Below are 26517 nucleotides of genomic sequence, written 5' to 3'. Positions count from 1 at the left end.
AAATTTAGTTTCTCTCCCCGTTCCCCTCTCCCAAGGAGAGGGGGCAATCTAAAAAGATTTTTACTTTTCAGAAAACGGAGTAATTTAAACATAAACCTCCCAAACACCCTCCCCTTGGGGGAGGGCTGGGGAGGGGATTATTTTACTTCTTTAATGCTAATAGCATACCCTCCGCCTTGAGCGGCAGTGAGTTTTAGCTTTGTTTTAGCATTTACTTTTTGTTTGGTGATGGTATATGCCTTTGGGTTGGTTTTCCAGTTGGCATCTTTGGCATCAGCATAGATGGTAGCTTCGTACTTCTTGCCTTTGTCTAAGAAGTTGAGCAGAAGCTCTGAGGTATGTCCGCCTTCGTGAGCCGTACAACCTACGTACCAATCGTTGCTGTGTTTATCTTTACGCGCAATGGTGATGTAACGTCCTGGTTCTGCTTCAAGGTATACGCTCTTTTGCCAATCTACGGGTACATCTTTAATGAATTGGAAAGCGTCCATATGCTTCTCGTAGTTCTCTGGCAAGTCGGCTGCCATTTGTAGCGGACTGTACATTGTTACATACAACGCTAATTGGCGTGCCAAGGTACTGCGTATCTGACTGTTATTATTAGGATTTACATACTTCATTTCGGTCTCGAAGATACCAGGAGTATAATCCATTGGGCCTCCTTGCAAACGAGTGAAAGGCAAGATAGTGGTGTGGAATACTTTATTACCTCCAAAAGCCTCGTACTCAGTACCGCGAGCTGATTCGTTACCTATCATATTTGGGTAAGTACGGCAAATACCGGTAGGGCGTACGGCTTCGTGCGCATTCACCATTATTTTGTGTTTAGCAGCTTCTTTAATCGCATAGAGGTAGTGGTTAATAGTCGATTGGCTGTAGTGGTGTTCACCCACAGGGAGGATATCGCCTACATACCCGCTTTTTACGGAATTATAACCGTATTTATTCATCAACTCGTAAGCGGCTTTCATATGGCGCTCGTAGTTGCGCGTAGAGCCCGAAGTTTCGTGGTGCATCATCAGTTTTACACCTTTAGAGTGAGCGTATTCATTGAGAGCTTTAAGGTCGAAGTCAGGGTAAGGAGTTACAAAGTCGAACACATAGTCCTTTTTGTGACCGAACCAATCTTCCCAACCTATATTCCAACCTTCTACAAGCACTTGGTCGAAGCCGTGTTTAGCCGCAAAATCGATATATTTGCGCACTTCTTCGTTGTTAGCGCCGTGGGTACCATTGGGTTTAGTTTTGCTGTAATCAACGGTATTAAGGTCTACTGCAGGAAGGTCGTTGGTATAACTCCAAGAGTTTTTACCGGTAATCATTTCCCACCAAACGCCCACATACTTCACAGGTTTAATCCACGAAGTATCGGCAATAGCGCAAGGTTCGTTGAGGTTGAGGATAAGGCGTGACGCCAAGATTTTACGAGCGTCATCACTCACCATAATAGTACGCCAAGGACTGTGGCAAGGGGCTTGCAAATAACCTTTAGCTCCCTCTGCATCGGGCGTTAGCCACGATTGGAAGATGAAAGTCTTGTCGTCCAAATTGAGGTTCATCAACGAGTAGTTCACCAAAGCTGCTTCGTGAAGATTGATATACAAGCCGTCTTTGGTTTTCATCATTAAGGAAGTTTGTACGCCGGTAGGCGAGAAAATAAACTGTGATACGTTGTCAGTCATCGCTTGTTTCATCAATCCGCGAATTTCTGAGAGTTTGCTTTCCGTATAGTCGTATTCTTGGGTATCGTAGTCCCCAGGAATCCACCAAGCGGTGTGGTCTCCGGTCATCGCAAACTGCGAGAGTTCTTCCTCTATTACAAAATAGGTGAGCTCTTTTTGTGAAGGGAACTCATAGCGGAATCCCACTCCTTCGTTGTACACACGAAAACGGATGTTCATCTTTCGGTGGGTCTTCTCTTGTTCCAATTGTACGAGAAGTTCGTTGTAATGGTTAAGAATCTCGCTTTCTTCTCCCCATACAGGTTTCCACGTTTCCTTGAAAGTAGACTTTTTGGTGCCTACTACTTTAAAGTTTTGGGTCAACGGCTCAATTTTCTTTATTTTAGAGTCGCCAAGAGAGCTTTCGTTATAAAGAGGTGTCCCGTCCGCTTTCAATAAATAGGAGGATAGCACTTCTCTTATTTTAAAGCCCAAAGTACTTTCGTTGATCACTGCTTTGTTTTTGTAAGACACCTTATACGAAGGCGTTCCGTCAGCTTTCAGTGAAAAAGTGAGTACTACATTGCCGTCAGGCGAGCTTTGTTGCTGTGCCATAGCGAGGTGCATAGCAAAAACGCTCATCAACAAGATCATCTTTCTCATCTTTTATTGCTTTATAAGTGTTAAAATTGGTACAAAGGTACAGAAGTTTTTTATATAAACAAATTTTTCTTTACTTTTTTTTAAGAAAAAATTATGATATATCATAAAGTCAATAAGTTAAACAAGTCACCAGTTGTCGTATTTTTATCTTTTACCACTCACTTTTTACTTTTTTATACACTTTCATCAAGTTTTTAAACACTGCCTCGTCGGTAAAATGCTGAGCATATTGGTACCCTTCTTCTACCATTTGCCGGCGCAACACCTCATCGGTAGTAATGCTTACAATGGCTTTACGTATCTCTTTTTCAGCATTTTGTAAGTTCACATAAACCGAATGCGCTCCTCCTGCTTCCGCAAAACAACTGCCCTGCGAACTAATCACAGGGGTTTTGCTAAATAACGCTTCTATAATAGGAATCCCAAAACCTTCAAAAATCGAAGGATAACAAAACACCTCAGCCAGCTGGTAGATAATAGCGAGGTCTTCCATAGGCACGTTACTCAGCGCTTGCACGCGGTCTTTAAGTTGGTGTGCTTCACAATACGCCTCTATTTGTTGGTAATAAGCCGTTTGCTTACCCACCAAAACTAACGAAATATCTCGCAGGGGTTCAATAGCTTTCACTATTTCAAGTGCGTTCTTGCGGGGCTCAATAGCACCTACGTTCAATACAAATTTTTCGGGAAGATGATATTTTTTGCGTATAGTTTCCTTCTGCGTTTCGGTATATGTTTTCTTAAAAGCTCGGTGACAGCCTTGGTATACCACCGTTATTTTCTCTTCTGAAATGCCTAAATAGCTGATGATATCTTGTTTCGTCTGCTCACTAATAGCGATGATGTGTTCTGAATGTTGTGCGGCATACAAGAACTTGCGATAATGTATTTTTCTGTCGAAAAACGAATACAGTTCAGGATAACGCATAAAAATAAGGTCGTGAATAGTAACTACCGTAGGTATGTGTTTATAAATTCCCTTAGGAATTTCTCCTGAAAGTCCGTGATAAATATCAATAGGAAGTTGTTTAGCTATATCAGTGATTTTTACACTGCGCCATAATGATTTTAGCTTGCGCCAGAAGAAAGATTGTGGAGTGATTTCGGTGGTGTGTTCATCAATCACCACTCCCTGAATTTCGCGTTTTTGTGGGTTGAAGAGGTATAAATGTCCCACCTTGTGTTCTTGTAGTATGCGAATCAAATCCCGACTGTAATTCCCCAGTCCGCGTGTGTTATGGAAAGCCCGTTTAGCGTCAAAAGCGATGTTCATAGTTGCTCACTCTAATAATAAGGTAATATGAACTGCAAAGATAATAAATTAAAACGATACAAACAAAACAGTATTTAAAACCCTTTTACCTTCACCTTTCCTTCGTTCATCATTCATTGTAGACCCACTGTAGACCCACTGTAGAGCCACTGTAGACCCACTGTAGAGCCACTCATCGTTCGCCTTACCTTTATCTTACCTCCGCTCCACCTTCGAGCAACCCTTGTCTTTCACCCTAATAACCGCCACTACTTTTTACTCACACCTAATTTATTTAGTCGATTTTTCTCTAATTCTCTCATTTCCTCATTTCCTCATTTTCTAATTTCCTCATTCTCTCATTCTCTAATTCTCTCATTTCCTAATTACCCTCATATATCAGTACGCCCTCTCTTTATTCCCTTCATAAAAGTTAATAAACGCCCTATTTACTACCCTATTGCCACCATTGGTAGGGTAATCACCCGTGAAATACCAATCGCCCAAATTCATAGGGCAAGCCTTATGCAGGTTGTCTACCGTTTGGAAGATTACTGCTACTTCTGAGGCGAAGTTCTTTGGCAAAAGCAAATCTCTTATCTTGTCCGAAATCTCTTCATCGCTGAAAGGAGCATACACTTCTTTTACGTAATTCACTACCTTGTCATCACTTAGCGCTACTTGGGTAAGACATTTTTTGTACACTTCTTTTATGATGTGATAAGTACCTCTTTCGTGGTGTAAAGCCAATGCTGCTTGAAACGCTACAAGGTCTTCTAAACGCGCCATATCTATCCCATAACAATCGGGATAGCGTATTTGAGGTGCCGAAGAGACTATCACTATCTTTTTGGGCTCTAACCTGCCTAATATGCTCAAAATACTTTTTTTAAGGGTCGTACCCCGCACAATACTATCGTCTATAATCACCAAAGTGTCGCCTTTTTGTACCGAACCGTAGGTAATGTCGTACACGTGCGCCACAAGGTCGTCTCTGCTACTGTCTTCGGTGATAAAGGTGCGCAACTTCACATCTTTAATCGCTACCTTTTCAGTGCGTACTTTTTCAGAGAGAATCGTAAGAATGTCACTTTCAGTGGCGGTTGCTAATTGTTTTGCTTTCTGCTCGTTGAGGTATTGTTCCGCTGCTTCTATAAGTCCCAAATACGATGTTTCAGCCGTGTTAGGAATATAAGCAAAAACTGTATCTTTCAAGTTGTGGTCGATAGCTTGGGCAATGCGAGGAAAGAGCAACTTGCCCAACATCTTGCGTTCGCGGTAAATATCTTGGTCACTACCACGAGAGAAGTAAATGCGCTCAAACGAACAAGCTTTGCGTGTCCTTGGGGTAAGTATCTCTTTTACTGCCACCTCTCCACTCTTCTTGATGATAATTGCATTCCCAGGCGGTAACTCGTGTACATTCTCGTATTTTACATTGAAGACCGTTTGTATAGCCGGACGTTCCGATGCTACCACTACCACTTCTTCATCTCGATAGTAAAACGCCGGACGAATACCCGCAGGGTCGCGGAGTACAAAAGCATCGCCGTTACCTATCATTCCTTCCATTGCATAACCACCGTCCCAATACTTAGCCGCGCGCTTCAAGATGCGTTCTATATTCAGCCGTTCCGCAATAAAAGGCGACGCTTCCTGTTTGGTATAGCCCTCTTCTTTCAGTTGGAGATAGAGCTTTTCTACCTCATCGTCTAAGAAATGACCGATACCTTCCATTACAATCACAGTGTCGGTTTTGTCTTTGGGGTGTTGTCCAAGGTGTACGAGGTTTTCGAAGAGCTCGTTTACATTGGTCATATTGAAGTTACCCGCCATAATGAGGTTGCGGTATATCCAGTTGTTTTCGCGCAAGAAAGGGTGCACATTCTCGATGCTGTTCTTGCCAAAGGTACCGTAGCGCACGTGCCCCATTATCACTTCGCCTATGTAGGGGAGTTCTCTTTTCTGCAAAGCCACATTGTCTTTCAGTGCAGGATTCGCCTTAAACCCCTCGTTGATACGCTGGTTGATGCGCGTAAAGATATCCTGCACCGGTTGCGCCTCGTTGGAACGAATCCTACTGATATAGCGTTCTCCGGGTTGCATATTCAGTTTGATGCTCGCCACTCCTGCACCATCTTGCCCGCGGTTGTGTTGCTTTTCCAGCATCAAGTACATTTTATTGACGCCATAGAAGGCAGAGCCGTATTTTTCTTTGTAATATTCCAAAGGTTTGAGCAAGCGGATAAGAGCAATCCCGCACTCGTGTTTGATAGTGTCACTCATTTACAAATAAGAAAAGGCGTTGCATAGGCACGCCTTTATATAGGTTTTAAAATTGATATACTACTTCTAATTTATGTTTGCTAAGAGCACGCTTGGCTTTCTCTAAGTCCTCAGTAAAGCCCAAAATATAGCCTCCACCACCCGAACCACATAGTTTTAAGAAATAATCGCCCGAGTCGATTCCCTGCTTCCATAACGTGTGAAACTCTTTCGGAATCATCGGTTTGAAGTGGTTCAGCACAATGCCCGATAGACTCTTGATATTCCCAAACAGCGATTTGAAGCGCCCCTTCAAAAAGTCATCTATACAAGCATCGGTATATTTGATAAACTCATCTTTAAGCATCTTCTGGAAAGCCTCGTTCTTCATATTCTCCATAAAGATGCGTACCATAGGAGCCGTTTCGCCTATCACACCACTGTCGAGCAAAAACACTGCGCCTTTTCCGTTAGGTGTCTGCGAGGGAATGCCCGTAGGTTCTATATGGTCGTGCGAATTGATAAGTATCGGCAAACTCAAATAGCTGTTCAGTGGGTCTAAGCCCGAAGAAGTGCCGTGGAAGAACGATTCCATCTTGCCAAAAATCGCTTTGAGTTGTAATAGCTTTTCGCGGGTAAGGTTTTCCATTGCACTGATAGGCTCAATAGCATATTCACTGTAAATAGCAGCTACCAAGGCGCCACTACTGCCCACACCATAGCCTTGTGGGATACTGCTATCGAAGTACATACCCTCTGCTATATCGGCATTGAGCTTTTCAAGATTGAAGCGCACAATAGGGTTTTCTTCCTCCATAAGGTTTTGTAAGTAAGTAGCGAACTCCCGCAAAGCCTCATTCGATTTGCGAGCATCTTCTTCTTTTTCTCTGTGCGGCTCACACTGCTGGTGCGACTCGCACTTTTTCAGTGTCCCCTTATAAAAGTTATAGGGGATTGCCAAGCCTTTGGAGTTCTTGATAATGCCATACTCGCCAAAGAGGAGTATTTTAGAATAGAAAAGTTTCATTTTTTAGGTAAAGTCTGCGTTAGCAGGGTAGTATGAGTAATAAGAGACTGCAAAGGTACACTTTTTTCCAATATCTCACATACTTTTGGATATAAATGTTTTGTTAATCAACCTCAGTTCTATATATACAATACTGATTTACAGTTGTGTTTATATTGTAATCTGTGAAATCCAGCAACGCAGTTGCCTATTTGTACCCATCACATTTGTCAATTGTCAATTATCAATTGAAAGACTATCCGTTTAATCTGTGCCAGACATTCAGGCAACTTGTTGCCTATTCTCTAAGCCCCCCACACCATCTCATTTTCTCATTTCCAAATTTGCTAATTCTCTAATTCTCTAATTTTTCTTCCCTACTCCCCCTAGTGCCTATGGCCTAAGGCCTAGCACCTCTTCCTCTTTCTTTCGCCTCGAAACCCCATTTTTGACATTTTTGGCATTGTTGTATTGTACTATTAATCAATTATTTATATACCCTTCCTATATCAATCGTCCATCATTCGTTCATCATTCCTATATCCTTTCTATATCCTTTCTATATCCTAACCCCACCCATCTCACACCCTTTTTTCACCAAAACTTCTCTCAACCCTCTTCCGAACTTCTCCGTTTTCTTCCGAACCTCCTTAGCTCTCTGCTCTCTTCCAAACTTTCCTCCGAAAATCCCTAGTCTCTCCGAGATTTTCCTAAAAATCTAAAAACTCCGATGTATCACTTTTAGCAATACACACTTTGCCTAAGTTTGAAACTTCATAAAGGTTGATTATTAGCACTTCTGAGATTATTAACATTAAATATTTTCTATTTTTTTAGAATCATTCCATTTTATTTACTATCTTTGCACCCTCTTTTTTTCTCATCAGAAATAATATTAATGCCTTTATCACCTAAAAATATAATCCTTTTACTCACTCCTTTTTGTGCAACTCAACTCTTCTCTCAACCTGTTGAAGAAGAAGTTACGCAGCTCAGTGAGGTGGTACTCACTGGGCAATCACCTATCAAGCAAGTGCAAAAAGCAGCTTACAACGTGGTTGCTATCGAAGCTCAACAGCTCCGCAATCTCAACAGCAATGCTGCCGATATCCTTGCTCGTGTATCGGGGGTAAAGATGCGCGAAACTGGTGGGGTAGGGGCAGAGACAGTAATCAATCTTAATGGCTTTACCGGTCGTCACGTGCGTATCTTTATCGATGGGGTACCTATGAACGAAGCGAATGCCTCTTTTCGTATTAACAATATTCCCGCTGAACTTATCGAACGTATCGAAATTTACAAAGGTGTGGTACCTGTTACTTTTGGTGCCGATGCTCTTGGGGGCGCTATCAATGTAGTAACACGCAAAAGTCGATACAACTACGGCAATCTATCCTATACTTTTGGTTCTTTCAACACCCATAAAAGTACCTTAAATCTCGGGCAATTCCTCACCGATAACATCAGTGTAGAACTCAATGCTTACCAAAATTACTCCGATAACAGCTATAAAGTATTTACCGAATATCTCGACCTCCAAACAGGCTCTTACTCTAAAGAAAAACGTTGGTTCAAACGCTTTCACGACCGTTATCACAACGAGGCTATCATAGGTCGCGTAAATATCTTCGATGAAAAATGGGCTGATAAACTTTCTTTTGCACTCAATTATAGTCAAGAGAATAAACAACTCCAAAACGCCAACCTAATGCAAAAAGTCTTCGGAGGTAAGTACCGCAAATCTCATAACTATTCATCTTCAGTAGAATATGAGAAAAAGAATATCCTCAACGGTCTCTCTTTCTTCCTTACAGGGCGTTATGATTTTACCACCACTCAAAATGTAGATGAAGAAGCTCGCCGTTATAGCTGGACGGGTGAGTATGAACCAATGGTTACTCGTGGTGAATCGCAACTTCAGAATACTATTTTTGAAGGTAAAACGGGCTATATTACTTCACACTTAGACTATCAACTCACTGAGAAACACTCCTTTCAACTCACACACACCTTCAGTAATTACATTCGGCGTAACAAAAATATGCTCATTACCAACTATACCCTCGATTCCGATTTTATGAGGCGCGTCAATGAGAAAAATATCTCTGGATTATCATATAAGTTTACTCCTTCCGAGCGTTGGAATATATTAGCTTTCGGTAAATATTACAATACAGCTGTAACAGGTCCAGTAATTGTTACTGGATATGGAAGTCGCGCGGTATATGAAGAAGAAACTCATCACACTCAGGCTTGGGGTTATGGTGGGGCGACTACTTATCAGCTCTTAAAGCCTCTACAAGTCAAACTCTCTTATGAAAAGAGCTTCCGTCTACCTACTGATACCGAACTCTTTGGCGATGGCGATTTAGAGATTGGTAATTATAAGCTCAAACCCGAAAATAGCGATAACCTGAATGTAAATCTCTCTTATCAACCTGCGTTCAAAGTGCATTCATTCTTAATAGAAGTGGGTTTTGCCTATCGTTATATCAAAGATTATATCATCAGAAGTATTATCAGTGCAGGAGCTAATGAAGGCTCCGCAGGAAGCCGAAATCACGGTAAGGTACTCAATATGGGAGTCGATGCTACCCTGCGCTATTTCTTCTATAAAGATGCATTTTCAGTAGGTGGCAACTTGTCTTATATGAACTTGCGCAACAAAGAAGAATTTACTGAAACAGGTCGCCCTTCTGCTATCTATAACGACCGTTTGCCCAATATGCCTTATCTATTTGGCAACGCCGATGCTACTTGTAATATAGAAAGCCTCATTGCTAAACGCGACAAACTATCACTAAACTATAATCTCTTTTTCACCGAAGAGTTTTTTACCTCGTGGCAAAGCGAAGGAACAAAAATTAAAGTCCCTCGCCAACTTTCTCACGACGTGAGTCTTACCTACTACACTCCTAACAAACGGTTAAGTCTTTCCGTAGAAGCCAAAAATATCACCGACGAATTGTTGTACGATAACTACAGCCTCCAAAAAGCCGGTCGCGCTTTCTATGCAAAACTCTCCTACCGATTCTACTAACCCCTAATTTTTAACAACTAATTTCTAAATATATATGTATATCAATTTTCAAACATTCAAAAAAACGCTACTTGTAGGCTCATTAGTTAGCTTCGTAGCCCTTACGTCTTGCAAAAAAGACGATAATACTCCAGTTCCTCCTCCTTCTGCAGAGGGAGCTAACTTCTTCATCGATGCTGGAGGTGATCAAAATAAAACTCGTTATCTATTGGTCGCTAAAAACGTAGAAAATGGTGAACTCCCTCTTTCTGCTAACCAAGAACAATTCAAAGAAGCTAATGGCTATTTCTGGCAGTTCAACAAGAACACAGCAGTAGGTCTATCCTATGGCTTTAAAGGAGCTGGTATCGGTATTTCTTACGAAAAAACAGCTCAAGGTGTAAAACATCTTACTGATTTTGACGTAGCCGAACGTGCCACCACTTTCGGTTTCTTCAGTGATTATTGGATAACTGTAGTAGGCGGACAAGAATACGAAGGCAAAAAGGACGGCGCAACCTTCAACTTCCGCAATGCCAACAATTATACCAAAGCTTTTACCAAAACTATCCATACAGCAAATCTCCTTCCTGAGATGAACACCTCCTCTTCTACTCAAGAAATTGTGTCGTTTGCTGGTATCTTAGACAATGGTAACGGTGAGTTCTTCAGCGGTATGATAGTTTCTGATTACAAAGATGTGCAAGTAGCTCAAGGTTCAAGCACTGGTAAAATCCACAATCCCGATGTAGTGTATGTAGGAGTACTCGACAAAGATTTGAACCTCAAACGTAGCTATAAAAGCGATAAGCTCAGCTATAGCGCAGGTCGTTTCAAATCTCAATATTTGTTAGAAATGGGTAAAGCCGATAATGGCGATGTATATGTATTCTCAGGAGCAATTGCTAAGAATCCTCCTAAAGTAAAAGCTCCTCAAACCCCCGATGTTGCTTCAACAAAACCTGCAGGTGCTTTGCGTATCAAACAAGGTGTTACCGACTTTGATAGCTCTTATTTCTTTGATATTTCAGCAGTATCCGGTAACGGAATCTTCCGTCGTGTATGGCATATCACCGGTAATAAGTTCTTGCTTGAGTTCTTTAATGATGCTTCAAAAGCTGCCCTCAATGGAGTAGATGTAAACCGCTTTGCTATTGTAGATATGGAAGCTAAATCCTTCAACTGGGTAACCGGACTGCCAGCTCTCTCTGATTTTGCCAATATGACGTCAAACCCCGTAGAGCTTGCTGTCTATAATGGTAAAGTCTATCTACCAGTAAATGTAAAAAACAGTGACCCTGCTATCTATGTAATTGATCCTGCTACCAATGTTGCCACCAAAGGTCTCACTGTAAAAGGAGCTTCTTTTATCAACGCTATCGGTCGCTTTAAATAACAAAACGAAAAGGTGCTTGGAAAACAATCTCTCTAAGCACCTTTTCTATTTTTACTTTTCACTTTTTACTTTCTTCAGCCATTTCTCGGTATTTCTCAAATACTTCTCACTCGGCACAAACTTATAATGTAACCTTTTAGAAAGCGCCTCATACCGCTGCTGGATAACTGCTGGATTCTCCTCAATATCATTGCGGTCGATGAACATCTCTGCAAAAAGCCTCCGCATCAAATCCATATTTCCTACCACTTGTATTGTGCCGTGATTCTCGTTGGGGTATTCAACAAAATAAGTCTCCAAATTCTTAAAAGCTCCCTTTGTCGCCATTGCCTGCACCGCCTCTATCGCCTCCCGATGCCTACTGCGTCCATTGTTGCGCACCTTCTTCCCCGAATACGATAAATAAAAAATCCGATGTTTAAAATCCTTTCCTTTATTCGCTTCGAACAACCGCTCTCCATCGTTTTCTCCCCACCACAAACTTGGGTCGTGTGCAATATAAGCATTAAATAGCTCTGTATGTTTGTTAAGAGCAGAAACCACCGCCAAACCACTTAATGAGTGACCTACTAAAATGCGAAAATCACTACATCTGTATTGCTTTTTAACCAAAGGAATAAGCTCATCAGCCACAAACTGCCAAAAACGGTCACTATCGCTCCCAAAATCCCTTTCGCGCTGTGTGTTTTCAATTCCAATGACAATCATTTCAGGTACATTAGGGATTCCCTGAGCCAATTTCCCCATCAAAGTAGTAAAATAGTTGAAGTTTGTTTCTGCATCAAGCAGATACACCACAGGATAGTTTGTCTTTTTTAAAGTAGAGTCGTAATACGAATCCGGCAAATACACACTTATAGTACGCGTTTCACCTAACACTTTAGAAGAAACCGATAATTGTTCACCTATACAAATGGAAGTCTGCCCTTGAACAAAAGAGGAAGCTAATAGCCAAAACAAAAATACCCTTCTCATTACTTATTGACATTTAATAAATGTGATTTTAATAGGTGCAAAAATACTGATAATTTCTCAAATTACCAATTTCTCAAAGCCTTTATTCCCTACTTTACCAAAGTTGTTAACCACATATCTCACCATTATCTCTTTTATTTTTCCTCTCTTCAGAACTCCCTCCGTTGGTGCTTTTCTTGTAGCCAGTACCCCATTCTCTCATTTCCAAATTTTCTAATTTCCTAATTATTTCATACCTTTGCACTTTAATTCCTATACCCTAATGTCTAAACTATGATTCGCATTACTAAAAAATTCGATTTTGAAGCAGGACACGCGCTCTACGGCTACGATGGCAAATGCAAAAACCTGCACGGACACAGCTATAAGCTCTACGTAACTGTCATAGGCGAACCTATTACCGACCCCCATAACGTCAAAAACGGTATGGTAATAGATTTCGGCGACCTCAAACGCATCGTGCAGGAGCAAATCATCGAAGCGTTCGACCACGCTATGGTCTTCAACGAACATTCTCCTCACAAGGCATTAGCCGAAGAACTGCGCGCCAAAGGTCATCGCATCATCACCGTGCCCTATCAGCCCACCAGTGAGAACCTCGTAACCGACTTTGCCCGACGCATCGCCTACCAACTACCCGCCGGAGTCGAGCTCTTTTCAGTACGCCTATGCGAAACCGAAAGCTCCTATGCCGAATGGTTCGCCTCAGATAATACGGCGTATTAATAACATAAAAACAATATATTATGGGGCTTATTCTATTAATTATAGTACTCATTATCCTTTTGTTTTACAAAAGGAACATCATAAAGCGTTTACACAATTCGTTTGCACAAAATTCGTTAAAGAAGAATACTCCGGACTATATTCGTAACAATTGGCAAAAGGTGTGTATTGATGCTGACCATTGCGATGTGATGAATGAAAATACTACCTTCGATTTACATACGGTAGAAAACAATCGTATGAAAAGCGATTTTGAGGAAACAATGCTTTTTACAGAAGCAATGTTATTTAATAAATTACAGTTAGGAGAAGAAAAAATGAAACTCAGTTATATAAGATGTTACGACAAAAGTAGCACTCCTGTAAAAGTATATCAAACTACTGTTGCCGATATAGATGCTAGTGTGGCACAAGTAAAGCTCAACGTGCAAGGCTATATCAATGTGTATTACAATCCACAAAACCTCAAGGAAGTTTATGTCGATACCGAGTTTTTACAAAAAGACCTCACTGAACTGATGAATGTTTGATAATGAAAACAGATTTTACATTACCCTTATTACCACCTCCACCAGAAATTGAGACCCGTGAGATACTCAAACAGCTCACGCTCTCACATAGGCATTTAGCTGAACTGAAAGGGGTAGTAAAAACGATACCTAATGAGCAAATTCTTATCAATACCCTTTCCTTAAAAGAGAAAAAGTATAACGTGGAAAAAACGCCATTTCTTGCCACGTATGGTATAACGTGGAAAAAAAACGCTGTTTTTTTCCATATCAAATTGCTCATTGAAACGAAAAGACATTTTTGTATCAATGATAACTTAAAAAATAATGTTATCCATAGAATTAGCTGAAAATAAAAAGATATACTTCGCTTCCGATAATCACCTCGGAGCTCCCACTGCTGCCGAAAGCAAACCTCGAGAAGCAAAGTTTGTGCAATGGCTTGATACTATCAAAGCCGATGCAGGGGCAATATTCCTTTTAGGCGACCTTTTCGACTTTTGGTTTGAGTACAAAATGGTCGTCCCCAAAGGCTTTGTGCGCACTCTTGGCAAGCTCGCTGAACTGCGAGATAGTGGTATCCCTATCTACTTTTTCGTAGGCAACCACGATTTGTGGATGAACGATTATTTTGAAACAGAATTAGGAATCCCTGTATACCGTCGCCCGCTAGAAGTGGAATGTAATGGTAAACGCTTCTTGATAGGACACGGCGATGGTTTAGGTCCCGGTGATAAAGGCTACAAGCGGATGAAGAAAGTCTTTACCAATCCGTTTTGTAAGTGGCTCTTCCGCTGGTTACACCCCGATATAGGTGTGCGATTGGCGCAATACCTCTCAGTGAAAAACAAGCTCATCTCAGGTGATGAAGATGTGCGTTTCTTGGGTGAAGACAACGAATGGTTGGTACAGTATTGCAAACGCAAACTTGAGACGCAACATTACGACTATTTCCTTTTTGGTCACCGCCACCTACCAATGACTATCAAAGTAGGGGAGGGTAGCACTTATATCAACACCGGCGACTGGATACACTACTTTACTTATGCCGTTTTCGATGGTGAGGAATTAAAACTTATATCCTACACCTAATTGTAAGACGCGGTTTTTAAACTTAACTTGCGTAACGCTATCAGCATCGCTGAGGTTTGAAAGCCCTATAATATAGTTTATATCAAAGAAGATACCAGAAGGCACATTATATTCCATTCCAAAGCCCATTCCAAAGTCAAAAGTGTTATCTAAATCCTCTGACATTGCCATAGAGAGATTGTTTTGAGAAATTTTGCTTGCGATACTTGCAACATAACCAAAATTTAAACCTACTTTAGGGCGAAAATATGAGATATCATATTTTAACCATAAAGGAATATTTATTTGGTGAAGAATAAAAGAAGCATCTTTAACGTCTCCAGATATGCTATAAGGCAATTGTATTCCGTTAATAGTCGGAGGTGTCCCGATAAAAGTCATAGTTATTTTCTTCCACTTGGCACCTTGTTTAGAGTAAGCAATTCCTCCTTCTAAAAAGAGTTTATCACTTACTTTATATTCTGCCAAAACTCCTATATGAAACCCTGCTTTGCTACCCATTCCTAGATCAGCATTATAGCGAGAAAAAGTATTTTGATCATTCTTTACAGCGCCATACACTTCTGAAAAAGAAAGAGTCGATACATTTAAGCCACCTCTAAAACCAAAAAAGAGGCGTTTAGAGAGAGGATTTTTTTCTTGTACTACAATAGGTTCTTGTGTGCTGCTGGCGGTCACCTCTTCTGTTGTTTCTGTTACTACTTCTTGTGCGTAAGTAGTAGATATCACTGCTAAAGTGATAGTAAAAATTATTATTATTTTTTTCATTTTTGTTGGTGTTTTTATAATTTTAATGCATAATTACAAAGAATAATGTTACTGAGCAAATTTCAGTGATGTTTTTTTTCTTTTGGGAATATAATTTATTGTTTTTTAATGTAATATAAAATTAAACATCAGAGAGATATTCTAATATTTAGAAGAAGGGAGAAATTGAAAAAGTTAGAACTTTAAATGTCCTATGAGAAGAGAAAAATAAAAAATCGTCATTTGTAACTCGTCATTCGCAATTATTTTGTATCTTTGCATTTATGGACGGAAATACAAATACTCTTTCAGAGGTCATTCAGCAAATTGTCAAACAAAATCATTTAACGTACGGACTACAGAAAGCCTCGTTACCAGAACTGTGGAATGAACTGATGGGCAAAGCAATCGCTAAGTATACCTCCTCAGTAGAGCTAAAAGGCAGTACGTTATACATCCACCTTACCTCGCCTGCACTTAGTAACGAACTGAGTTATGGCAAGAGTAAGATTATTGATAACCTCAACGAACGTTTAGGGGAACCTCTCATTCAAAAACTGATATTTTTAAACTGATGATACGACCCGCAACCCCTACCGATGCCTCTGCTGTCGCTCCTCTGATGTTTCAGGCAATGGAAGAAATCGTCTATAAGATGATTGGCAAAGAACATAGAGATGATGCCATTGCACTACTCCAGAATCTCTTTAAGCAGGAAGGCAATCAGTATTCCTACCAGAATACTTGGGTATACGAGGAAAACAACACTGTAATAGGGTCAGTTATTGCCTATGATGGTGCTCACTTGCACACCTTGCGTGCCCCTGTGCTAGCACTCATTCGCAGTAGCTATGGTATTGATATTGTTTTAGAGGACGAGACCGCCGAAGGTGAACTTTATATAGATACCCTTAGCGTATTGCCCTCTGCTCAAGGCAAGGGCATAGGCTCACAATTGGTAGCCCATCTCAAAAAGGTCACTACTCAGCCCATAGGCTTACTCGTAGATGTACAAAACCCCGCTGCCGAACGCCTTTACACCCGTTTAGGATTTACGTATGTAAACCACCAAGCCCTCGCTGGCGGAATGTATAAACATCTTGTGTACAATGAATAATTGAAATGAAAACCCTCATCAAAAACGCAATCATCGTAAACGAAAATACCCTCTTTCAAGGCGACCTCCTGATTGAGGGAGAGCGCATTGCCCAAATAGGTACTCACATCACTCCCAAAGGGAATTATGAGGTGGTGGAAGCCGAAGGCAAATACCTCCTTCCTGGGGTGATTGACGATCAAGTGCATTTCCGCGAACCTGGGCTTACTCATAAAGCTACTATCGCTACCGAAAGCCGTGCTGCGATAGCAGGGGGCGTAACTACCTTTTTTGAGCAACCTAACACGGTACCCCAAACCGTAACTATTCCGCTTTTGGAAGAGAAATTTGCCATTGCCAAACAGTCGTCGTTTGCAAACTATTCTTTCTTCTTGGGAGGAACAAACGATAACCTCGAAGAATTGAAACGCTTAGATAAAAATGCTTGTGCAGGGGTGAAACTTTTCTTAGGCTCTTCTACGGGGAATATGCTTGTAGACAACGAGAAAACCATAGAAGCTATTTTCAATAATGTCGATTTAGTAATTGCTGCCCATTGCGAAGATGAAGCAACTATCCGAAAGAACTTAGCCCACTATCAAGGCTTGTATGGCGAGAATATCCCTATTGCGATGCACCCTCATATTCGGAGTGCTGAGGCTTGCTATCTGTCCTCTTTACGTGCCATTGCTTTAGCTGAAAAAACGGGCGCACGCCTACACGTGTTCCACCTCTCTACGGCTAAAGAAACCGAACTCTTTCGTAATGATATTCCGCTAAAGGAAAAGAAAATCACTGCTGAGGTATGTGTGCATCACTTGTGGTTTACTGATGAAGACTATACTACTCGCGGGGCTTTCATTAAATGGAATCCTGCTGTAAAAACTGCCGATGACCGTACTGCGCTGTGGCAAGCCCTTTTAGACGACCGTCTCGATGTGATTGCTACCGACCACGCACCTCATACCCTCGAAGAAAAACAGCGCAAGGGCTATGTAAATATTTCTTCAGGTGCGCCTTTGGTGCAACACTCGCTCGTGGCAATGCTCGAAAAAGCTTATAAAGGTACTATTTCTATCAAAAAGATAGTAGAGAAAATGTGTCATAATCCCGCAATCCTTTTTCAGGTAAAAGAACGCGGTTTCTTACGCGAAGGGTATTACGCCGACCTTGTTTTGGTGGATATGGATACACAGTGGACGGTACAAAAAAACAACCTGCTCTACAAGTGTGGATGGAGTCCGCTCGAAGGGCAACAATTTCACTCGGCTGTAGTGAGTACCTTCGTAAATGGCAAAGAGGTGTACCACAATGGCAAGGTAATTGCAGAGCCTCAGGGGCAACGCATCACTTTTAACAGATAAGACTATGAGAAAAATCATTTATATATTCGCTTTGCTACTCATTATAGTAGCTTGCAAAAAGAACATCGTACCCAAACCCGATAAGTTTTTAGACGAAAAGCAAATGGAAAGTCTGCTCTACGATTTGGCTGTTTTAGAATCTATGAAAGTTTCACAAGCCCAAATGCTAGATTCTTTACAATTCAATTCGCAACAGTTCATCTACAAGAAATATCAACTCGATAGCCTTTCGCTCGCACAAAATATGGTCTATTACGCCTCCCTGCCTAAAGACTATGACCGTATAGTGAAAAAGGTAGAAGAAAAACTCAAAAAACAACGCGATAGCATTGGAAAGCTACCCTCAGAATCTCTAAAAGAGAACCCAGCAACAGTCGAACCATAATAAAATACAGTATTTGGAAGCCTTAGAACTACATCAGTCTTATCTTTCGTGGATATTTCCTGCCTTCCTTCTCATCTTTGGGTTGGTGGCTTTCCTGCGTATATTCTACCCTAAACACTTTGCCGATTATCAAAACTTACTGTTTAACAATAAATATATTGTAATTTACGGCAAAAAGGAACGCCGATTGCACCTCTTTATGACAGTGCTTTTTCTCCTGCAATGTGTGTGTTTAGCTCTTCTTTTCTATGTTATGCTAAAGAATTTTGGCATCACAGAACTTTACAACTCTCAGTTTATGTTTCTGGAATTGGTGCTTGTAGTCTTCTCACTGTTAATCACAAAACTCCTCTTACAACAATGGATTAGTAGCCTGTTCGACCTTTATGATTTCGCAAGAGATTACATCTTCACCAGAGTTTCTTATTCATCTTATGCCGCAATTGTAATGGTTATACTCCTCTTTTTGGGAGTTTATATCCCTTTTACCAATAAAAAACAGCTATTTTTATTACTTTTTGTGTTAGTATCCATATTGTTAGCAATCAATGTATTAGGTTGGATTAAAATCATAAAAAACAATCAAAAAGAAATAAAACCTTATTTATTCTATTTTATTTTGTATCTTTGCACCCTCGAAATCGCACCCTATATCTTTCTCATCTATGGAACAAAATACTTAATTGAAGTACAGAAAATGGCTCAATTTGTTTCATAATAGGGCGTTAGGAGGTGTAAAGAAATAACATTTATGAAGGTAAAATCGATATTAGTTTCGCAACCAGAACCGAAAGCCGAAAGCTCACCTTATGCACAAATTATTGAAAACCACAAGGTAAAAGTGGATTTTGTGCCCTTTATTAAGGTCGAAGGAATGACCGCTAAGGACGTCAGAATGCAGAAGATTGACCTTACTAATTTTACAGCCGTTATCCTCACTAGCCGTAAATCGGTAGACCACTATTTTCGTATTGCTGAAGAAATGCGCTTTAAGGTGCCTACAACTATGAAGTATTTCTGTCAGTCCGAAGCCATCGCTTACTATTTGCAGAAGTATATTACCTATCGCAAACGCAAAATATACGTAGGTAAAAAAGAGTTTGCTGACCTTTTGCCTATCCTCAAAAAATACAAAGAAGAGAAATTTCTCTTCCCAGGTTCCGATGCCCCTAAGCCAGAGGCTACCGCAGCTTTAAACGATATCAAGATAAAATGGGAACGCGTAGTGTTCTATCGCACTGTATATTGCGATATTTCAGCCATTAAAGAAAATAAGTACGACATTCTTACTTTCTTTTCGCCCGCAGGAATAGAGGCGCTGTTTAAAAGTTTCCCCGATTTCTCACAGAAGAAAACCAAAATAGCCGTCTATGGCGATGCGACCCTAAAAGCTGCCGAAGAAGCCGGTCTTATCATTGATATTAAAGCTCCCTCACCTGAGAGCCCCTCAATGACCGTAGCACTCGACCATTATTTAGGCAAGCAAAATAGCAAAAAATAGAATCTAAAATCCGTTTTCTATAAGCACCAAAGGTAAGGAAGAACTATTCTCCCTTACCTTTGGTGCTTTTTTACTTCCTTTTATAAAGAAAATCTCTAACTATCAAGAAAGACTATCTGCTTCTCCTGCTTCTCGCTAAAAGTGAGCATAAAGCTATAATTTCCAGTATAAAACCTAATGCTATAAATAAAGAACCGCTAATAGGCACTTCCCAATGCAATATCTTAGCAAGAGCTCCTAAAACAATAAGCACAACACCTGCTATAAATAAAATAACACTTGTCTTCATATCTCTATTTCAATTTGTTTACACTTATAATATTATATATAATCACAAAATACGTTGAAGCAATACCATATATTAGGCGCTTTTTTTCTTCCTTTGTGTCTCTCATTCTGATAATGTCTCAAACTTTACCCCAATTTTAATCTTCAAGCGAAGTCTTAAAAAGTCATTTCGTAATTCGTAGCCTTGATTTCCGATGATTAGCCTCTCACCTCCCCTGCTACTTTATGTCTAACCGACGTCAATATAACTTTTATTATCAATCCTTTTTGAGAGCGTAGCGGAAGAGGACTCTCAAGAATGTTCAGAATCTTTTTTTTGAAACCAAAAGTAGACAAACATCCCCACAAAAGAGAAGATCAGCACAGAAAATGTTTTCGACATCGCCTCATAGCTAAAATAAGGAACTTTTATAGCATAAAAGAAATTTACATAGAAAAACAACGCAATGCAAACTAAGATAAAGATTATAATAATTCTTCCTTTCATATCTTAAGCCTTTAAAAAATACAAAGTATAACCTTAATAAGGTACAAAGATATAAAAATAATAAACACCAGTCAATATTGATTTTAAAAAAAGTTTTTCGTACTTTTATATTTTTCCGCCCCAACCTTTACCTCTCTATATCTCTTTTCTTAAATAGAGGGCAGGTGAGAGCTTTATTACTTTCTCTTTCCTTCGCCTCGAAACCCCGATTTTAACATTTTTAGCACTGTTATATCGTGTTATAAGTCAATCACTTATATACCCTTTCTATACCAATCGTCCAAGATTCGTATAAGCTTCCTATAAGCTCTCTATAAGCTAACCCCACCCTCCTTACACCCTTTTTTCATCAAAACTCCCTTCAACCTCCTTTTGGAAATCTCCGTTTTCTTCCGAACTCCTCAACCCTCCCCATTTGCTAATTCTCTCATTTTCTAATTTACTAATTAATCTGCCCGTGTGGCTCACACTGCCTGTGCGGCTCGCACCTGTCTTGCTACAGTTGCTTATCTCATTTTTTCATCGTAACTTTGCATCGTTGAAACAAATCACATTCCATTTTATAAACAATATCCGAGTCAAACCCGTGTAATCTGTGTGTAGTCTGCGAGCTGGCATAGCAGAGTATGTGTCTAAAGGCAACTTGTTGCCCATTTGTTTGATTTGTAAATATTTGTAAGATTTCTGTAGCGCAAGCTACACTTTTCTTACGTCGAACTCACCTTAAATATAGCAAAGCAACAAGAACAATTAAATAAACTAAAACATTCTTTACTTATGAAAAAAGCAGTATTTATGATGCTATGGACTCTGTTAATAGCGATGCTATCGTGTCGTAAAGATACAGACCCTGATGAGCAAGAGATAACAGGCACTGTTCGCACCGAACACCCACGCCTTTTTATTACTAAAGAAGATATTCCGAATATCAAAAACGCTGCCCAAAGCTCGGCTCTGGATACGTATACCGAAACTAAAAGAGATGTGGATAAGCTCTTAAATGAACCTATCTCTTTTGAAAATCCTACCGCGGTGAATGGTACTGATAACGGTTTGAAAATCTCCAAAGTATCGCAAGTCGCCATATTATATTTGATAACGGGTGAAGCAAAATATCTCGACTATACCAAAAAATTCTTACAAAAAATCACTGAATATTACCGCCTTCGGGTAAGTCACAACTTGAATGCTGATTGGTATGTGTTTCCTCAAATCAATGCATTATGTGCTTATGATTGGATTTACAACTACTTAACCCCCAAAGAACGCGAGCAAATAGGCAAACCTCTTTATCAGGTAATGATGGATATTGCTTGGCACGGAAAAGGATTACGCCCAGAGCGCAATCGGGAGAATACAGGGGGATACAATACAGGGTTTTATGGCACAGACGCCCTACCGTGGTATATAGGTATCACTTTTCACAACGACGGTATTGATAACGCACGCTGTGAAGATATGTTTCAAAAAGGATTTGCCCTGAATATGAAAATGGCAGAATATCGTCGTGATATTATCGGTATGAGCGGAGGGGCTGTCACAGGGTGTGTAGGCTATTCGTTAGGTGCTTATCCTATCGCCGATTTCAATTTCATTCGCAGTCATCGCGCAGCCACAGGCGTAGACCTCTCTCAAAGGCTCAACTACGTATTCAAATATTTGGACTATATCGATTGGAATCGCTTACCAAACAATCGCGAGTTTGGCTTTGGCGACAGTTATCACTACGATTGCTTGCTCCCCGAAAGAGACATCAATTATCACCTGAGAGAGATAGCCTCTCTTTATGGAAGTTCTACCAATATACAACGCCTGTTAGGCTTATTCAATAAGAAACATTATACAGAACGACTACCCTTTATGCCGTTCTTACAAAAATATCCTCAAGGAACTCAGGGAGCGACACCTTCGGGTAAAGGTGCCGTGTATTTCGAAGGGACAGGAGAAGTCATTATGCGTTCAGGAACGGGCGAAAACGACACTTATGCTCTTTTTGTGAGCGGAGGCAAAACCTCTTACCACAAGCACTTCGATAATAATCATTTCACTATCTACAAAAAAGGTTACCGTGCGTTAGATACAGGTACCCGCCCCGAACCTGGCTGGCATTTGTCACATTACTACGCCCGTACGGTAGCCCATAACTGCGTAACCATCAGAATGCCCAATGAAAAAATGCCCGAATACTGGGGCGGAGGGGCTTCTACCGAAAACAAGTTCGAACCTATCCCCAACGATGGCGGACAAAACAACATATTAGGCTCTGTGCTGAAAGAGAAGCGTATCACTGACGATTATGTATATCTCGCCTCCGATGCTACTAAAAGCTACAACAGCCAAAAAGCCTCGTTAGTCGTGCGTGAATTTATATATTTCTACCCCGACCTTTTTGTAGTGTTCGATAGGGTAGCATCTACCGACAAAAATTATCCCAAAACGTGGCTGATACACACCATCAACGAACCTGTGATGAAAGGTAGCAGAGAGTTCTCGGAAACCTCCGACGGAGGCAAGATGATTTGCTGTACTTTATTCCCTGCCAATGCTACACTTACTAAAATAGGAGGAAGTGGAAAGGATTTCTGGTCTGACGGACGCAACTGGCCTCTACCCAAACTCACTCCACAAGATTACGGGTATAATATGAACCTCCCTCCTGCCAATCACCCACAATTGGGACATTGGCGTATAGAAGTGAGCCCACAAACAGCTTCTAAAGAAGACTTGTTTATGCATATTATCCAAGTAGGCGATACAGCTCTTTCTGATGTGCCCAAAACTGAAACCTTTGAAAATACAGCTCAAATAGGGGTAAGATTCACCTATCAAGGAAAACGATATATTTTAACCTTTGATAAAACAAAGTCATACGGCTGTCAAATAGAGAAGAAATAAATTAAGAGGCTTTATTTTTTAATCTATCTTAAAAACTTTGCAAACAAACGAGTCGTTCATCTGGAAAAAACGCCGTAATTTTGCCCCGCAGAAATAAAAAGTTTTCTTTTATGAAAAAATATACTTTACTATGCCTCTTCGTTATAGGGATAACAGCTTCATTACGAGCGCAATCACTATCGTTTGATGAAGCGCTTAGCCAGATGCGTTCAGGCAACCAAAAACTCAAAGGCATCGAAAAACAAACTGAAGCAGCCGATTATAACCGCAAGTCATTCCGTGGGCTCTATCTGCCCCAATTGAGTCTTAACGCTAGTTATATGCACCTCGCCGACCCGCTTTCGTTGAGCTTTAACGAGTATAAAGCACCCTTACAAAGTGGCTTACAAGGATTCGCAACCCAAGTGCCTGCCTCTATGCGTCCGCTAATCACCCCCCTACTTGGCAGGTTGCAACCGCTTTTTGCCCAAGACTGGCGTTATGAGTTCCAGAAACAAGACATTTGGAAAGTAAGCGCCGATGCCAAATGGGTGCTATTTGCTGGTGGAAAGGTGCGCGTAGGCAATCGTGTGAGTGCGCTCAACACCGAAATAGCCACCGTAGAGAGCAAAAAAACCGAAAATACCCTCATCAGTGAGTTGGCGGAACGTTATTTTCAAGTACAGTTAGCCCAAAAAGCGTTGGAAGTGAGAAAACAGTCGTTTGAAACAGCGCAACATCACTATGAGAATGCCCAAAAGCTCGAAAAGAACGGAATGATAGCTTCCGTAGAAACAATGCAAGCTAAAAAAGCCGTTACCGATGCCGAGCGTGAGGTGATGGCTGCTGAAAAGGACATACAATTAGCGCAAACAGCGCTCTATGGCGTAATGGGCACTACCGAGCAACCGCTCACAGCCCTCACCACCGAACTTTTTGAGGTGGCACCTCTCCAATCGCTCGAATACTACCAACAGCAAGCCAAAGAGCACTACCCTATGATTGTGCAAGCCAAACTGAAAGCTCAAATGGCTACCCAAAGCGTAAAAGCGCAACAAGCCGCTTATTTGCCCGATGTAGCCGTAGTAGGCAAAAAGTACTTGTGGAGCGAAAATCTGCCTTTAACCGAACCCGATAACTGGGTGGTAGGCGTAGGGTTACAGTGGAATCTCTTCAACGGTTTGCAGGACAAGAACAAAATAGCCCAAGCCAAAGCAATGCGTGAGAGTGTGGAGCTCATCACTGCACAAGCCGAAAAAGACGTACAAACCTTAGTGAAAAAACAGTACACCGAGATTGAAAAGCAACGCGAACAATACCTCAGCTTAGAAGAGAGTTTGCGTTTTGCCGAAGAGCTCGTACGTGCCCGCGACAAGGCTTTTGCCGAAGGTCTCTCCACCTCCACCGATGTAGCCGATGCCAACCTTTATTTGGCTTCTATCAAAATCAAACGCTACCAAGCCCTTTTTGAAATGGACAAAACCCTCGCCCAGCTCCTCGAAACCTGCGGAATGAGCGATAAATTCAGCGAACAAACAACAAGGTAGAGCGACACAAATGCTCTTAACATACGCTGGCGCGAGCTTGTAGCTCGTGTCTCTCATAAACTCTTAACTAAATAAACAATGAAAAAGAAAAACATCACCGGTCTTATTGTAACAATCACTGTATTTGCAGTAGTTCTTATTCTTTCTATCTACTTTTTTAGTAACCGCGAACCTGTATATTTGCAAGGACAAGTAGAAGCCAAACAAATCAACGTTGCCCCAAAAGTACCTGGTAGGGTGAAAGCTATCTACAAGCAGGAAGGCGACCAAGTGCACAAAGGCGACCTCCTTTTGGAACTCGAAAGCACTGAACTCGATGCCAAACTCTCTCAAGCCGAAGCAGCACGTTTGGCAGCACAAGCTCAATCCGACAAAGCACAACGCGGTGCTCGTAGCGAACAAATTCAAGGGGCTTACAATGTATGGCAACAAGCCCAAGCAGCTGCCCAGCTCGCTGAGAAAACCTATCAGCGCGTGAGCAACCTCTATAACGAAAAGGTATTGCCTGCTCAAAAGAAAGACGAGGCTTATACCCAAATGGTTGCCTTACAAAAACAAGCCGAAGCAGCCAAATCACAATACGAAATGGCGAAAAACGGAGCTCGTGTAGAGGATAAAACCGCTGCCCGAGCCCTTGTAGCCCAAGCGCAAGGGGTTATTACTGAGGTAAATGCCTATAAAGATGGTGCTAAAGTGTTTGCCCCTGCCGATGCCGAGATACAAACCATTATCCCCAATGAAGGCGAAATCGTGAATGCGGGTTACCCTGTGATGAACCTCATTGATACTCAGGACGAGTGGGTGGTGTTCAACATACGCGAAGATAAAATGGCAGATTTCAAGATAGGCACTAAATTCAAAGGCATCGTACCCGCCCTCGGCAATCAGGAGATAGAGTTGGAAGTAAAACACATCGCCGTACAAGCCGATTTCGCCACTTGGACAGCTACCAAAAGCAAAGGCGACTTCGACAAGAAAACTTTCGCTATCAAAGCCTACCCTACCCAAAAAGTAAAGGATTTAAGACCCGGAATGTCAGTATTAGTAAGTGAAAAATGAGAATAACTGAAGGATTATCAACTAAAGATAAGCAAGCTATTATACGCTGGACAAATAGCAAAGATGCTTATTTCTTGCAACAATGGGCGGGAGATACTTTGCCTTATCCTCTTACCATAGAAGCACTCAATGCTTTGCCTCACTGTTTTCGTATTGAGGTAGAGGGTAGTTTTATAGGAATGATTCAGCAAATAAGAGTAGAAGGGAGCAACGTACATATTGGTAGATTTATTATCAATCCTTCGCTTACAGGAAAAGGATTAGGCACCTCAGCAATGCAGTTATTTATCGCAATGCTTTTTGAGGATAAAAGAGTTCATTCTATTAGCCTAAATGTATTTGATGACAACTCCATAGCTAAAGGTCTTTATACAAAACTTGGTTTTAAAGTAGTAGCCACTGTTGAAGGAGAAAGGAAAAAATACAAGATGGTGAAGAGTAATTTGGCAATTAGCTAATTTGCCAATCGGCTCATTAATAGATTTATCCCCTACTGGTGCGATTCTTCTAGTTCGTGCCTATCATAATAAGAACTTTTAGCCTATTCCTAACAACTAAATAGACATCAATAGAGGAAATCTGTTTAAGCTTTCAGCGAAAGATAA

Annotated in this window: 22 protein-coding genes; 16 read left to right on the top strand and 6 right to left on the bottom strand. The window is 41.0% G+C overall.

Features of this window, described 5'->3' with window-relative positions:
• Window positions 1–137: 137 nt before the first annotated feature.
• From HW279_RS02985 to HW279_RS02970, 4 genes are all read right to left on the bottom strand, one after another.
• Complete coding sequence (locus HW279_RS02985) at window positions 138–2324, bottom strand: glycoside hydrolase family 97 protein (RefSeq protein WP_178957909.1); 2187 nt, start codon at window positions 2322–2324, stop codon at window positions 138–140.
• A gap of 151 nt (window positions 2325–2475) precedes the next feature.
• Window positions 2476–3597, bottom strand: coding sequence for a glycosyltransferase family 4 protein (locus HW279_RS02980; protein WP_178957908.1), 1122 nt, complete (start codon window positions 3595–3597; stop codon window positions 2476–2478).
• A 378-nt stretch (window positions 3598–3975) separates the two neighbouring features.
• On the bottom strand, window positions 3976–5862 hold the full coding sequence (locus tag HW279_RS02975; protein ID WP_178957907.1) for an amidophosphoribosyltransferase: 1887 nt from the start codon (window positions 5860–5862) through the stop codon (window positions 3976–3978).
• A gap of 46 nt (window positions 5863–5908) precedes the next feature.
• Window positions 5909–6868 carry a mevalonate kinase gene (locus HW279_RS02970; protein WP_178957906.1) on the bottom strand — a complete coding sequence of 320 codons (960 nt, stop codon included), beginning with the start codon at window positions 6866–6868 and terminating at the stop codon, window positions 5909–5911.
• Between the two features lie 877 nt (window positions 6869–7745).
• Here HW279_RS02970 and HW279_RS02965 point away from each other — a divergent pair.
• Window positions 7746–9887 carry a TonB-dependent receptor gene (locus HW279_RS02965; RefSeq protein WP_178957905.1) on the top strand — a complete coding sequence of 714 codons (2142 nt, stop codon included), beginning with the start codon at window positions 7746–7748 and terminating at the stop codon, window positions 9885–9887.
• A gap of 34 nt (window positions 9888–9921) precedes the next feature.
• Window positions 9922–11262 (top strand): DUF4374 domain-containing protein, encoded by a 1341-nt coding sequence (locus HW279_RS02960; RefSeq protein WP_178957904.1) that lies wholly within the window; start codon window positions 9922–9924, stop codon window positions 11260–11262.
• A 51-nt stretch (window positions 11263–11313) separates the two neighbouring features.
• Here the strand turns inward: HW279_RS02960 and HW279_RS02955 are convergent, their stop codons facing one another.
• Window positions 11314–12237 (bottom strand): alpha/beta hydrolase, encoded by a 924-nt coding sequence (locus HW279_RS02955; protein WP_178957903.1) that lies wholly within the window; start codon window positions 12235–12237, stop codon window positions 11314–11316.
• A gap of 273 nt (window positions 12238–12510) precedes the next feature.
• Between HW279_RS02955 and HW279_RS02950 the strand changes: the two genes are divergently transcribed.
• The 4 genes from HW279_RS02950 to HW279_RS02935 are packed head-to-tail and all read left to right on the top strand — an operon-like array spanning window position 12511 to window position 14564.
• Window positions 12511–12963: a 6-pyruvoyl trahydropterin synthase family protein gene (locus tag HW279_RS02950; protein ID WP_178957902.1), complete on the top strand. Its 453-nt coding sequence runs from the start codon at window positions 12511–12513 to the stop codon at window positions 12961–12963.
• Window positions 12964–12983: 20 nt separating this feature from the next.
• The gene (locus HW279_RS02945; RefSeq protein WP_178957901.1) at window positions 12984–13493 is read left to right on the top strand and encodes a hypothetical protein; all 510 of its coding nucleotides are present in this window, start codon (window positions 12984–12986) and stop codon (window positions 13491–13493) included.
• 2 nt (window positions 13494–13495) lie between these two features.
• Window positions 13496–13822: a Fic/DOC family N-terminal domain-containing protein gene (locus HW279_RS02940; RefSeq protein ID WP_255495761.1), complete on the top strand. Its 327-nt coding sequence runs from the start codon at window positions 13496–13498 to the stop codon at window positions 13820–13822.
• Window positions 13800–14564: a UDP-2,3-diacylglucosamine diphosphatase gene (locus HW279_RS02935; protein WP_178957900.1), complete on the top strand. Its 765-nt coding sequence runs from the start codon at window positions 13800–13802 to the stop codon at window positions 14562–14564. The genes HW279_RS02940 and HW279_RS02935 overlap by 23 nt, the downstream gene beginning before the upstream one ends.
• Here HW279_RS02935 and HW279_RS02930 read toward each other — a convergent pair.
• On the bottom strand, window positions 14541–15332 hold the full coding sequence (locus HW279_RS02930; RefSeq protein WP_178957899.1) for a porin family protein: 792 nt from the start codon (window positions 15330–15332) through the stop codon (window positions 14541–14543). The two genes, HW279_RS02935 and HW279_RS02930, sit on opposite strands and share 24 nt — an antisense overlap.
• A gap of 263 nt (window positions 15333–15595) precedes the next feature.
• Here HW279_RS02930 and HW279_RS02925 point away from each other — a divergent pair, with 263 nt between their 5' ends.
• From HW279_RS02925 to HW279_RS02880, 10 genes are all read left to right on the top strand, one after another.
• Window positions 15596–15886: a DUF721 domain-containing protein gene (locus tag HW279_RS02925; protein ID WP_178957898.1), complete on the top strand. Its 291-nt coding sequence runs from the start codon at window positions 15596–15598 to the stop codon at window positions 15884–15886.
• Window positions 15886–16428 carry a GNAT family N-acetyltransferase gene (locus HW279_RS02920; protein ID WP_178957897.1) on the top strand — a complete coding sequence of 181 codons (543 nt, stop codon included), beginning with the start codon at window positions 15886–15888 and terminating at the stop codon, window positions 16426–16428. The genes HW279_RS02925 and HW279_RS02920 overlap by 1 nt, the downstream gene beginning before the upstream one ends.
• Before the next feature lie 5 nt (window positions 16429–16433).
• Window positions 16434–17771, top strand: coding sequence for a dihydroorotase (locus tag HW279_RS02915; protein ID WP_178957896.1), 1338 nt, complete (start codon window positions 16434–16436; stop codon window positions 17769–17771).
• 4 nt (window positions 17772–17775) lie between these two features.
• Window positions 17776–18156: a DUF4296 domain-containing protein gene (locus HW279_RS02910; RefSeq protein WP_178957895.1), complete on the top strand. Its 381-nt coding sequence runs from the start codon at window positions 17776–17778 to the stop codon at window positions 18154–18156.
• 13 nt (window positions 18157–18169) lie between these two features.
• Entirely contained in the window at window positions 18170–18874 is a 705-nt protein-coding gene (locus tag HW279_RS02905; RefSeq protein ID WP_048746870.1) for a DUF4271 domain-containing protein, read from the top strand.
• A 33-nt stretch (window positions 18875–18907) separates the two neighbouring features.
• A complete protein-coding gene (locus HW279_RS02900; protein ID WP_009410955.1) occupies window positions 18908–19657 on the top strand; it encodes a uroporphyrinogen-III synthase in 750 nt (249 codons plus the stop codon).
• A gap of 1552 nt (window positions 19658–21209) precedes the next feature.
• Complete coding sequence (locus tag HW279_RS02895) at window positions 21210–23327, top strand: heparinase II/III family protein (protein ID WP_178957894.1); 2118 nt, start codon at window positions 21210–21212, stop codon at window positions 23325–23327.
• A 110-nt stretch (window positions 23328–23437) separates the two neighbouring features.
• Window positions 23438–24853, top strand: a complete 1416-nt coding sequence (locus HW279_RS02890; protein WP_178957893.1) for a TolC family protein — start codon at window positions 23438–23440, stop codon at window positions 24851–24853.
• Between the two features lie 78 nt (window positions 24854–24931).
• On the top strand, window positions 24932–25912 hold the full coding sequence (locus HW279_RS02885) for an HlyD family secretion protein (protein WP_048746859.1): 981 nt from the start codon (window positions 24932–24934) through the stop codon (window positions 25910–25912).
• Entirely contained in the window at window positions 25909–26370 is a 462-nt protein-coding gene (locus HW279_RS02880; protein WP_178957892.1) for a GNAT family N-acetyltransferase, read from the top strand. Before HW279_RS02885 ends, HW279_RS02880 begins: the two co-directional genes overlap by 4 nt.
• Window positions 26371–26517 lie beyond the last annotated feature (147 nt).

This window comes from Capnocytophaga sp. oral taxon 903, assembly GCF_013394785.1.
In the GTDB taxonomy this organism is placed as follows: domain Bacteria; phylum Bacteroidota; class Bacteroidia; order Flavobacteriales; family Flavobacteriaceae; genus Capnocytophaga; species Capnocytophaga ochracea.
Note: the sequence above shows the minus strand (reverse complement) of the source record. Positions and strands in the feature narration are given on the sequence as shown.

Bases quoted from the DNA above. Each gene is read 5' to 3' on its own strand.
- HW279_RS02985 (WP_178957909.1), bottom strand. From the start codon at position 2,324: ATGAGAAAGATGATCTTGTTGATGAGCGTTTTTGCTATGCACCTCGCT.
- HW279_RS02980 (WP_178957908.1), bottom strand. From the start codon at position 3,597: ATGAACATCGCTTTTGACGCTAAACGGGCTTTCCATAACACACGCGGA.
- HW279_RS02975 (WP_178957907.1), bottom strand. From the start codon at position 5,862: ATGAGTGACACTATCAAACACGAGTGCGGGATTGCTCTTATCCGCTTG.
- HW279_RS02970 (WP_178957906.1), bottom strand. From the start codon at position 6,868: ATGAAACTTTTCTATTCTAAAATACTCCTCTTTGGCGAGTATGGCATT.
- HW279_RS02965 (WP_178957905.1), top strand. From the start codon at position 7,746: ATGCCTTTATCACCTAAAAATATAATCCTTTTACTCACTCCTTTTTGT.
- HW279_RS02960 (WP_178957904.1), top strand. From the start codon at position 9,922: ATGTATATCAATTTTCAAACATTCAAAAAAACGCTACTTGTAGGCTCA.
- HW279_RS02955 (WP_178957903.1), bottom strand. From the start codon at position 12,237: ATGAGAAGGGTATTTTTGTTTTGGCTATTAGCTTCCTCTTTTGTTCAA.
- HW279_RS02950 (WP_178957902.1), top strand. From the start codon at position 12,511: ATGATTCGCATTACTAAAAAATTCGATTTTGAAGCAGGACACGCGCTC.
- HW279_RS02945 (WP_178957901.1), top strand. From the start codon at position 12,984: ATGGGGCTTATTCTATTAATTATAGTACTCATTATCCTTTTGTTTTAC.
- HW279_RS02940 (WP_255495761.1), top strand. From the start codon at position 13,496: ATGAAAACAGATTTTACATTACCCTTATTACCACCTCCACCAGAAATT.
- HW279_RS02935 (WP_178957900.1), top strand. From the start codon at position 13,800: ATGTTATCCATAGAATTAGCTGAAAATAAAAAGATATACTTCGCTTCC.
- HW279_RS02930 (WP_178957899.1), bottom strand. From the start codon at position 15,332: ATGAAAAAAATAATAATAATTTTTACTATCACTTTAGCAGTGATATCT.
- HW279_RS02925 (WP_178957898.1), top strand. From the start codon at position 15,596: ATGGACGGAAATACAAATACTCTTTCAGAGGTCATTCAGCAAATTGTC.
- HW279_RS02920 (WP_178957897.1), top strand. From the start codon at position 15,886: ATGATACGACCCGCAACCCCTACCGATGCCTCTGCTGTCGCTCCTCTG.
- HW279_RS02915 (WP_178957896.1), top strand. From the start codon at position 16,434: ATGAAAACCCTCATCAAAAACGCAATCATCGTAAACGAAAATACCCTC.
- HW279_RS02910 (WP_178957895.1), top strand. From the start codon at position 17,776: ATGAGAAAAATCATTTATATATTCGCTTTGCTACTCATTATAGTAGCT.
- HW279_RS02900 (WP_009410955.1), top strand. From the start codon at position 18,908: ATGAAGGTAAAATCGATATTAGTTTCGCAACCAGAACCGAAAGCCGAA.
- HW279_RS02895 (WP_178957894.1), top strand. From the start codon at position 21,210: ATGAAAAAAGCAGTATTTATGATGCTATGGACTCTGTTAATAGCGATG.
- HW279_RS02890 (WP_178957893.1), top strand. From the start codon at position 23,438: ATGAAAAAATATACTTTACTATGCCTCTTCGTTATAGGGATAACAGCT.
- HW279_RS02885 (WP_048746859.1), top strand. From the start codon at position 24,932: ATGAAAAAGAAAAACATCACCGGTCTTATTGTAACAATCACTGTATTT.
- HW279_RS02880 (WP_178957892.1), top strand. From the start codon at position 25,909: ATGAGAATAACTGAAGGATTATCAACTAAAGATAAGCAAGCTATTATA.